Annotated in this window: 7 protein-coding genes and 1 pseudogene; 5 read left to right on the top strand and 3 right to left on the bottom strand. The window is 39.4% G+C overall.

Annotated features, from left to right (window positions below; translation table 11 throughout):
• Window positions 1-18: 18 nt before the first annotated feature.
• Window positions 19-1,182 carry a GuaB3 family IMP dehydrogenase-related protein gene (locus tag CWATDRAFT_RS09385; RefSeq protein WP_007304800.1) on the top strand — a complete coding sequence of 388 codons (1,164 nt, stop codon included), beginning with the start codon at window positions 19-21 and terminating at the stop codon, window positions 1,180-1,182.
• Window positions 1,183-1,510: 328 nt separating this feature from the next.
• The gene (locus tag CWATDRAFT_RS09380; RefSeq protein WP_007304801.1) at window positions 1,511-2,917 is read left to right on the top strand and encodes a DUF3370 domain-containing protein; all 1,407 of its coding nucleotides are present in this window, start codon (window positions 1,511-1,513) and stop codon (window positions 2,915-2,917) included.
• A gap of 49 nt (window positions 2,918-2,966) precedes the next feature.
• On the opposite strand, the gene CWATDRAFT_RS09375 is transcribed toward CWATDRAFT_RS09380, so the two are convergent.
• Window positions 2,967-4,175, bottom strand: coding sequence for an RNA-guided endonuclease InsQ/TnpB family protein (locus tag CWATDRAFT_RS09375; protein WP_007304733.1), 1,209 nt, complete (start codon window positions 4,173-4,175; stop codon window positions 2,967-2,969).
• A 403-nt stretch (window positions 4,176-4,578) separates the two neighbouring features.
• Here CWATDRAFT_RS09375 and CWATDRAFT_RS09370 point away from each other — a divergent pair, with 403 nt between their 5' ends.
• Window positions 4,579-4,899, top strand: coding sequence for a hypothetical protein (locus tag CWATDRAFT_RS09370; RefSeq protein WP_007304802.1), 321 nt, complete (start codon window positions 4,579-4,581; stop codon window positions 4,897-4,899).
• 47 nt (window positions 4,900-4,946) lie between these two features.
• Here CWATDRAFT_RS09370 and CWATDRAFT_RS09365 read toward each other — a convergent pair whose 3' ends face one another.
• Window positions 4,947-5,507 (bottom strand): Uma2 family endonuclease, encoded by a 561-nt coding sequence (locus CWATDRAFT_RS09365; protein WP_007304732.1) that lies wholly within the window; start codon window positions 5,505-5,507, stop codon window positions 4,947-4,949.
• A gap of 101 nt (window positions 5,508-5,608) precedes the next feature.
• Here CWATDRAFT_RS09365 and CWATDRAFT_RS38420 point away from each other — a divergent pair, with 101 nt between their 5' ends.
• Entirely contained in the window at window positions 5,609-5,878 is a 270-nt protein-coding gene (locus CWATDRAFT_RS38420) for a hypothetical protein (RefSeq protein ID WP_198138963.1), read from the top strand.
• An 89-nt stretch (window positions 5,879-5,967) separates the two neighbouring features.
• Here the strand turns inward: CWATDRAFT_RS38420 and CWATDRAFT_RS39590 are convergent.
• Window positions 5,968-7,070 (bottom strand): annotated as a pseudogene (locus CWATDRAFT_RS39590) (ISAzo13 family transposase).
• 254 nt (window positions 7,071-7,324) lie between these two features.
• Between CWATDRAFT_RS39590 and CWATDRAFT_RS09345 the strand changes: the two are divergent.
• Entirely contained in the window at window positions 7,325-9,595 is a 2,271-nt protein-coding gene (locus CWATDRAFT_RS09345) for an efflux RND transporter permease subunit (protein WP_326997409.1), read from the top strand.
• Window positions 9,596-9,635 lie beyond the last annotated feature (40 nt).

Below are 9,635 nucleotides of genomic sequence, written 5' to 3'. Positions count from 1 at the left end.
AGGGAATGGAATATAGAAGTGAATATTATTATTGGTCGCAACAAAACAGCCCGACGTGCTTACGGGATAGACGAAATCGCTCTTGTACCTGGCAATCGTACCTTAGACCCTAGTTTAGCCGATACTTCCTGGACTATTGGTGGTATTGAACGGAGCATCCCCATTTTAGCTAGTGCTATGGATAGTGTGGTGGATGTGAAAATGGCCGGGTTACTCTCAGACTTAGGAGCGATCGGTGTTCTTAATTTAGAAGGGATTCAAACTCGTTACGAAGATCCTAAGCCAATTCTCGATCGCATTGTTTCCGTAGGTAAATCTGAGTTTGTGGGGTTAATGCAGGAACTATACGCAAAACCCATTCAACCAGAATTAATTAAACAGCGCATCATTGAGATCAAAAACAACGGTGGTATTGCCGCAGTCAGTTTAACCCCTGCCGGTGCATCTAAATATGGAAATATTGTTGCAGAAGCCGGAGCGGATCTATTATTTGTACAAGCAACGGTGGTATCTACGGCCCATTTATCCCCAGAATCGATTACGCCCCTTAATTTAGAGGGATTTTGCCAAGAAATGCCCATGCCTGTCATTTTTGGTAACTGTGTTACTTATGAAGTGGCTTTAAACTTGATGAAAGCAGGAGCAGCCGCCCTTTTAGTCGGTATTGGTCCGGGGGCAGCTTGTACCTCTCGGGGAGTGTTAGGGGTAGGAGTTCCCCAACCAACTGCGATCGCAGACTGTGCAGCGGCCAGGGATGATTATCAACGAGAAACAGGCCGTTATGTTCCAGTGGTGGCCGATGGAGGTATTGTCACCGGGGGAGACATCTGTAAATGTATCGCCTGTGGTGCCGATGCAGTGATGATCGGATCTCCCATTGCCCGTGCCGCCGAGTCCCCTGGCAGGGATTATCATTGGGGTATGGCCACCCCTTCCCCTGTATTACCCAGAGGAACCCGTATCAATGTGGGAACCACAGGCACCATCCAGGAAATTCTCACCGGCCCTGCTAAATTAGACGATGGCACCCATAATTTATTAGGAGCCTTACAAACCAGTATGGGAACCTTAGGAGCCAAGGATCTCAAAGAAATGCAGGAAGTTGAGGTGGTTATTGCACCCTCCCTATTAACGGAAGGAAAAGTTTATCAGAAAGCTCAGCAGTTGGGTATGGGTAAGTAGATCGCACTTTTCAAGTGGGTGTCTAAATATTTTGGTTGAGTGAGTGTCCCGAGGATCCTCACACTGCCAGTCACCCAGTCACCCAGTCACCCAGTCACCACGTCTCCCAGTCACCCCCTATAGTCAAGATTCAAAATTTCAATGGAACGATCCTGACCCTTCAACGAAAGTTTGTGTTAGCCTAGAGCGATTTACAAAAGTAATGGGAACCAATTTATCCTGTTTTGGTTCTTTTCTATCTATGAATTGACAATTACTCCTCAATGACGGCAATCTAAAAAAAAGCTAAAATAATTAACTCTGTTTTAAAATTGCTGGTTTTATATCTATGCTTTCATTACTATCACCACTTCTAATCGCACAAACAGCCTCCTATCCTTTGACCTACAGGGAAAGGAACCCTCAATTTATCACTCAACCTCAAGAGATACGCCCTTTACCTGGGCAACTCAATGATGTTTTAGTTTTCAATAGCAATAGCCCGGAAGTTGTTTCTAGGGAAGGGGTTTTATTATCCACCTTTCCTGTTAATGGCAAAAGAAACCCTAGAGCGCATCTCAATCATGCGGTAGAAGGCCGTTTTGACGTTTTCACCCATCATATTTCCCGACCGGCTCAAGGGAATAAAACCCTTTATCAAGGTCTTTTGGTACATAACCCTACCTCTAAGACCATAATGGTCAATATCAAGCAAGGAATCAGTTATATTAACTCTTCTGATGCACCGTTCATTAATCTTCCTCCTATCGTTGAAGATCCATCGGGGCAAGTTTTTTCCGGTCCGGGTTCCCGTTTAATGGGGGACATTTTACGAGGGGTTAACCAAAAAGAATTATCCCGTCTTATTTCTATTCCACCTTACCAAAGTCGGATGTTGTTTGCCCTCCCCATTCAACCCAGTGGTGCGCGCTCAACTTTTTTACGGGTACATAGCGATGGACCACTTTATATGGCTAATTTAGCCCTGTATGAAGTTCCAGAACAAATTAAATATCAGGAAGGGGACAAAGAAAAAGTCAAGATTTCTTATCGACAACCCAACCTCAACGAATGGCGAAGAATTATCACCCAAGGCGCTTTAATCTATCCCAGAGATTTAGCCCCCACCCCCCTAGATACTGACTATGGGGATAAAACCATTTATGGCCGTGTTGCTGGTATTTCTGTGGGATCGGAATGGGAAGCAACACTGAGCGATGGAGCGGATAAACCTTACCTGAGTATTCCTGGACGAGGTGGGGCGTTTTCTTATCCCCTAAGTACGGTAACAACCGGAACCCACGGCACTCGACAGATACAAAGCGCACCCATGTTAGTGCGTTATCCTGATACTGCTTATAAAGCTCATGGTAACTATGGGGTACACTATAGTTTAACTTTGCCTTTGGTTAATAAAACTAATCAACCCCAAACCGTTGCTGTAACCTTGCAAACTCCTTTTAAGAAAAATGAATACGCCGATCGCCTAATCTTTTCCCGTCGTCCCGAAGGTCAAGTATTCTTTCGGGGAACAGTACAGGTGAATTATGAAGATCGGCAGGGAAAACCTCAAGAACGTTTCTTTCATCTAGTACAGCGACAAGGACAAAAAGGAGAACCTTTGGTGAGATTTAATTTGAAACCAGGGGAACAAAGAAAGGTTGAAGTTGATTTTCTTTATCCTCCCGATGCAACTCCTCCCCAAGTTTTAACCGTGGAAAGTATGCAACTTTTCTACGGTAATCGTCCTCAATAAATATGTTGGTGTAGGGGGTGTGATGTGGGTTAATTTGACACTCCCCGACCTAAAGGCACGGGGATTCTTCAATCAACGACTCGTCTTGCTGATGCAGGATTGCTCCAACAAAAGTAGAGGACAAATCTCCTGAAGTGTTCGGATCTAAGATCCAGGTTCCTGTATGCCCTACAGTACCCAAGGCTCGATTAAGAATATTTATGGCTGCGTTTTCGTCTCTATCTAATCGACATCCACAAGCACAAACATGAGTCCTTGTAGATAAGGATTTTTTAACGACAGCCCCACAATTAGAACAAATTTGGCTTGTATAAGCAGGATTAACTGCAACAGTTACTCTGCCCATTTTTTTTCCAAAATACTCTAACCATTTTCTAAATTGATACCAACCAGCATCATTAATTGACTTAGCCAAACAATGGTTTTTAACTAGGTTCCTAATCCTCAAATCTTCGTAAGCGACAAAATCGTTAGATTGGATTACGCAACGCGCTAGTCTCTTAGCGTGTTCTTCACGTTGCCTACTTATTTTGAGATGTTTACGACCAAGTTTATTAATGGCTTTTTTACGGTTGGTTGAGCCTTTCTTTTTTCGAGAAATACGCCGTTGATGAAACTTTAATCTTTTTTCTCCTTGACGATAAAATCTAGGGTTTGGTTCAGTTTGCCCCATTGAATCAGTATAGAATTCCTTTAAACCAACGTCTAAACCAATGGTTTGATGAGTTGGTGGTAATTCTTCTTTGATATCAACAGAAATGCAGAATTGACAATAATAACCATCTGCTCTACGCACTAACCTAACTCTTTTGATCTTATCTTGAGGATAAAAAGCTAAATCCCAAGTTCCAATTAGCTTGAGTTTACCAATTTCTTTTTTATCAGTAAACTCAATATGTTTCGGGTCTAAAAGTTTCCATCCACTGGTTTTATACTCAACTGAACGAGTATTTTTCTTGAAACGTGGATAACCTTTTTTGCCAGGGATTTGTTTTTTACAATTATCAAAAAATCTAGCTATAGATGACCAGCATCTTTCTACAGAAGCTTGGCAAGCATGAGAGTTTAGGTCTTGAACAAAAGAAAATTCAGATCGCAGTTTAGTATTGTACCGATATAGTTCGGCACGATTAACCTTTTGACCATCCATCCAATAACGCAAGCACTTATTGCGAACAAATTGGAATGTTCTGATGGCTTCGTCGATGGCTTGATACTGCTTTGTTTTCCCTTTTATCTTAAACTCTAAGACTATCATTTGACGCTAGATTTATTGGCGTACTCTGAGTGTAACATAAAATCTTAGACTGTGCGCCGTAAAGCGATGCAGCGCGGTCTTGGTGGTTCCCATCAAGGAGCGACTGCATCAAGACAGGCGGGGAACCTGCACCCCTGATTTTCTGGTCACCCCCAATTTTATTTTTTAAGATCAGTAATTCTTCGTTTCAGTCTCCAGATAATTTGAGATGATATAATTCGGATATTGTATCGATGTTCAAGGACAAGGAGCAGGGACAGATAATAATAGTACTTATTATTATCATTCGGCTTCATTTCCTCCACACCCTAAGATAGAAGAGAAAACATCAGAAAAAACAGATACAAATCTTTCTTCTTCTAAGAAAACTCCTGATGAATTTTCAAGAGTAATTCTTAACTCTATGTCTCGGACTGAATCCCTTGACAAATTCGTTGGTTTAGCTACTTTAACTATTCTGTTAGTTGCTACAGTATCTATGCTAGTATCTGTAATATTTTCACCGAATATAAAAAATACTAATAAATCTAATGAATTACAAATAGCTCATAAACAATTTTATATTGAGAAAGAAGTTGAAACAATGGAAATCTTGAAACAAGAGTATTTAACAAATAACTCGTTAAATAAGTATGAAAAGCGAATAATTCTAAACTACATACACCAATTCGATCCTAATCCAAAATATAGAGAGTGGGCTAAGCAAGAAATGGAAAATTTATAAATCAAACTACTTTACAGTTTCATCTTTGGGACAAAAAATAATCAAATTCAAGAAAATTTTAACCAATTAAATATTTGTTCAACGGTTAACTGTAAATCAATTCCCGTTAATATAGGTAATTGTTGCTTGCCTCGAAATAATTGTACTTTTTGTTCGGGAAAAATCCCTAAAATACTTTCTTCTCCGGGATCAATTAACCAACCCAATTCTGTGCCATATTGAGAACAATATAACAGATTTTCTAATACTCTCGTGTAACTTTGACGAGGGGATAAAATTTCAATTGACCAATCAGGATGTATTTCAAAACGATTGGCAATTTTTCCTGCTGAAGTTTTAGGAATTCTTGACCAACGAAAAACAGATACATCAGGAATAATAGAATTTCCCTCAAAGGTACAACGTAATTCTGGAAATGCTCTAGCTATTTGTGGTCGTTTTGCTGCAAAATTAATGGTTTCACAAAGTTCGCCTTGTAATAAACTGTGTTCTCCTTGTGGCATAGGTTTTTGTCTAATTTTTCCTTTAATAAATTCCGTCCCGGGTTTTGTTTCAGGAAGGATTAAAAATTCTTCTAGGATTAAAGGTTTAGATGGTGTTTTAACCACTGTTTTATTTGTCTGACTTTCTTTTTATTATATAATCATCTAATAACATTTGAGCAATAAAATTTTAACTCACGCAAACTATAGTAAGGAGACTTGGAAAAATGACGATTGGTTTAAAAGAAGCTAATAATTATTATTTACAGTTGGTAATGGAGTTTCCCCCTCGTCCCATTAAAAATGATGAGGAATTAATGGCAACTCAAAATAGAGTTAATGTTATTTTGAATAAAAGAATATTGCAAGGTGATTTCCAAGAAAAAGTTTCCCACCCATTCTCAGAATCTGTTTGTAGAACATCTCAAATAAGCGAAAAGGGAAAAATAAAAAGTTGTTCGCGGATACTTTCCGCGAACAAAAACCTCCCTATCTAAAAGAAAGAAATACGCTAACTTTTAAATTAGCTTTGACTATTTTTAAAAAGGAAATTCACTTAATTTTACACTCTTATTAACTTTTTAGACTAACTGGGTCTAATCAAAATATCCCATTTAGGTAAGTGAGGATTACGTTCTAAACGTTTCTCAATTTCCTTCATCTCTTTTTTCGTTAAAGAAATGCCTTTTTGATAAACTTTTTTACTTAACTTAACTATCGGATTTAAGCCTTTCCATGTCATAGTTTTTACCCAAGCTAACATCGTTTGAGCATTTCTCAGAAGTGTTCCGTTCCAATGCCTCTCTAAAATTCCCCAACATCTTTCTATGGGATTATATTTACTGTGATAAGGAGGAAAATATAGTAATTGAATAGATTTCTTAGTTTGGTCGGCAAACTCTACCATTCTCTTCAAAAATTGCCTTCTTCTTCCACTATTTTCTGGTCCATTATCAACTTTAAATTGGATGTTCTCTAGTTGCTGCTTTTCAGTTATACTCAGACTTGTCCACCATTGCTCCAAGTTATCTACCATGAAATCACTCGTTTTATAAGAACTTCCAAAAGTTACATAAAGTTGCCCTGTCTCTTTATCTACAATCCCACAAGGAACGTATTTTTCTTTAGTTCCCATATCATGATCTTGAGCTTGATTATAACCTCTGGTTTGTCCGCCACGTGAATATTCTCCTATTTCCACAGTTGCTTTACAATCCATACTTAAACGTTTCACAGAAGGGTCTTTTTTTCTATCTTTTTTCTCTATATTCTCGAAGATAGCGTCCGTCTCCGAGATTTTTTTTTAGGTTTAGCTTTTACCACTTTTCTTAATCGATAGCCCAAACGATTTAAAATATCTGCCATTGTCGAAGCAGCAGGAACCTCCTCTCCATTATATCCTAGATTTCTTAATTGTTTAATGGCTTCAGCCGCCGTTAATCTTGTATAGGCAATGGGGTTATTAAATGTGGGGTTTTGTTGTGCGTGAGCTTCGGCTATTTCTTTCAATGATTGGGCAACTATTGGGTATCTTTCCTCCCATTTTTTACATCCACTATTGACTGATTGTAATCCTAAACACACTATCCCAGTTCGTTTTTCATGTAATCCAAGTTGAACATTTTTTCTCCCCCAACCAAACACGATTTCGGTTTGTCTGGCACTTCCTCCACAATACTTGAGACACATTTCAGCTTGAAATGAACGACGCTCTGCTCCCGTCATTTTTGAGGCTGCTAAACGTAAATCATCGACCATCGACGGGGTTAAGGGATGATTTGTCTGTTTTAGCTTCAATTTACTCTCTCTAATCTTTTTACCTCTTCATTTTAATCTATTTCTTCTGTTTTTTCAGACAAGCCAATTATGAAATTTTAAAGTTGTGTACCAAGATCCGCTAACTCTCTGTTCCTTTTATTTCTTGAAAGCCTTTAGTCCAAGCGATTACCCCCTATGGGAAAAGCTTTCTCGGAAATCACCTTATTAATGGACATCCAGCGATCGCCATTGCCTTATTAGTGCGATCGAATCAACGTATCGACCAATGGTCACAACAAGTTTATCAAACCTTAGATCGCTTTCAGGAGAATCTTCCCAGGGGATTAGGGCTTAATATTGTCTTTGATCAAACCCCTTATGTTGAAGATCGCCTCAATAGTTTGATTATCAATCTTTTACTCGGTGCAGGTTGTGTATTTGCTGTAACTGTATTGATGATGGGATGGCGATCGGCGTTAATTGTGGGATGTGCTTTACCCCTATCAGGGTTGATGGTATTTGCCGGGATGCAATGGTTAGAGATTCCCTTTCACCAAATGTCAATCACGGGATTGATCGTGGCCTTGGGGTTATTGATCGATAATGAGATCGTTGTAGTGGATGAGGTACCAAATAACCTAAAAATGGGCTTAAAGCCCATTAAAGCCCTTAAAAAGTCCGTAAATTATCTATTTATTCCCCTACTTGCCTCCACATTAACCACTGTCTGTGCGTTTTTACCCATTGCCTTATTACCAGGTCCATCGGGAGAATTTGTGGGAACAATTGGTGTTAACGTTATTATTGCCCTAACTTTCTCTCTTTTAATCTCTTTAAGCATTATTCCTGCTATTACGGTTCATTTTCCCCCACCAAATTCTGATCCCTCATCTTTTTTACCCTTGCGATGGTTTAATGAAGGATTTTCTTGGGGATGGTTAACCCAAAAATATCGCTGGAGTTTACATCAACTGTTTAAATATCCTATCCTGGGGATTTTATTAGCCCTTTGCTTACCCATAATTGGTTTTATGCAAGCAGGAACCCTTCAAGAACAGTTTTTCCCTACTGCGGATCGGGATCAATTTAATCTGGAGTTAGAATTTCCTGCTTCTACTGCCCTCGCTCAAACCCGTAGTCAAGTTTTAGAAGCGCGTCAGTTGATTTTAGAACACGAAGGGGTGAAAAATGTACAGTGGTTTATTGGGGAAAGTGCGCCTAGATTTTACTATAATTTGGTTGAAGGGCGTAAAAATGAGCCAAATTATGCTCAAGCTTTGGTGGAAACAGAATCTCCAGAAATTTCTCGCGCTTTAATTCCTGTTATACAAAAGGAACTGGACAAAGTTTACCCTAATGCTAGGGTATTAGTGCGTCCCCTTGAACAAGGGCCTCCAGTGGATGCACCAGTGGAACTTCGTATATATGGCTCTGACCTAGATATTCTAAGCGATTTAGGCCAAAAATTTCGACAAGAATTAAGTCAAGTTTCCCACGTTACCCATACCCGTGATAGTCTCAGTGAGAATTTAGCGAAATTGGGGCTACAAATAGATGAAGAAAAAAGCCGTTTAACCCAGTTTAGTAATGCTAATATTGCTAACCAGTTAAATTCGACCTTAGAAGGGGTTACAGGAGGAACAATTGTGGAATCTTCCGAAGAACTACCCGTAAGAGTGCGAGTCAATGGATTACAACGGGGAGACTTAGATAACATTCGTTCCCTTTATTTAACCGAAAATAGGCAGTCAGTACCCTTCACCTCTCTAGGAAATGTGACCATCTTACCCGAAATTAACCAAATTACTCGACGTAACGGACAAAGAGTTAATACAGTTCAAGGATTCGTAGAAATGGGTATTTTACCTTCTCAAGTTTTGTCAGAATTTCAAAAACGCCTAGAAAATGCTAATTTGGTCGTACCCAGTGGGTATACCCTAGAAATTGGCGGAGAATCAGCGGAGAGAAATAATGCAGTGGGAAGGTTACTGTCCTTGGTTGGGGTATTAACTATTATCATGGTGACAATCTTAGTATTATCTTTAGGATCCTTTCGTTTAGCCGCAGTCATTGGTGTGGTGGGAATTTGTTCGGTGGGGTTAGGATTATTTGCATTATGGTTATTTGACTATCCCTTCGGGTTTATGTCCATTATTGGGTCCATAGGTCTAGTGGGAGTGGCAATTAATGATTCTATCGTTGTTTTAACTGCCATTAAAGATGATCCCGAAGCAAGATTAGGTAATTCTCGCGCTGTAAGAGAAATCGTCATACATTCTACCCGTCATGTCTTAACCACAACTTTTACTACCCCCATTGGTTTTGTTCCTTTGTTATTAGGAGGAGGAGGATTTTGGCCTCCTTTAGCCATTGTCATTGCCGGAGGGATTTTTGGGGCAACTTTACTGGCACTCTATTTTGTTCCCTGTAGTTATTTATTAATTAAAAGAACTTGATTAATTGAGTTTGTAGAAATGTCTCATCTCTAATCATCTT

This window comes from Crocosphaera watsonii WH 8501, assembly GCF_000167195.1.
Lineage (GTDB): Bacteria > Cyanobacteriota > Cyanobacteriia > Cyanobacteriales > Microcystaceae > Crocosphaera > Crocosphaera watsonii.
The sequence above is the reverse complement of the archived record's forward strand: the minus strand, read 5'-3'. Positions and strand labels throughout refer to the sequence as shown.

Coding starts and splice junctions, on each gene's coding strand:
- CWATDRAFT_RS09380 (WP_007304801.1), top strand. CDS start 1,511: ATGCTTTCATTACTATCACCACTTCTAATCGCACAAACAGCCTCCTAT.
- CWATDRAFT_RS09375 (WP_007304733.1), bottom strand. CDS start 4,175: ATGATAGTCTTAGAGTTTAAGATAAAAGGGAAAACAAAGCAGTATCAA.
- CWATDRAFT_RS09370 (WP_007304802.1), top strand. CDS start 4,579: ATGTCTCGGACTGAATCCCTTGACAAATTCGTTGGTTTAGCTACTTTA.
- CWATDRAFT_RS38420 (WP_198138963.1), top strand. CDS start 5,609: ATGACGATTGGTTTAAAAGAAGCTAATAATTATTATTTACAGTTGGTA.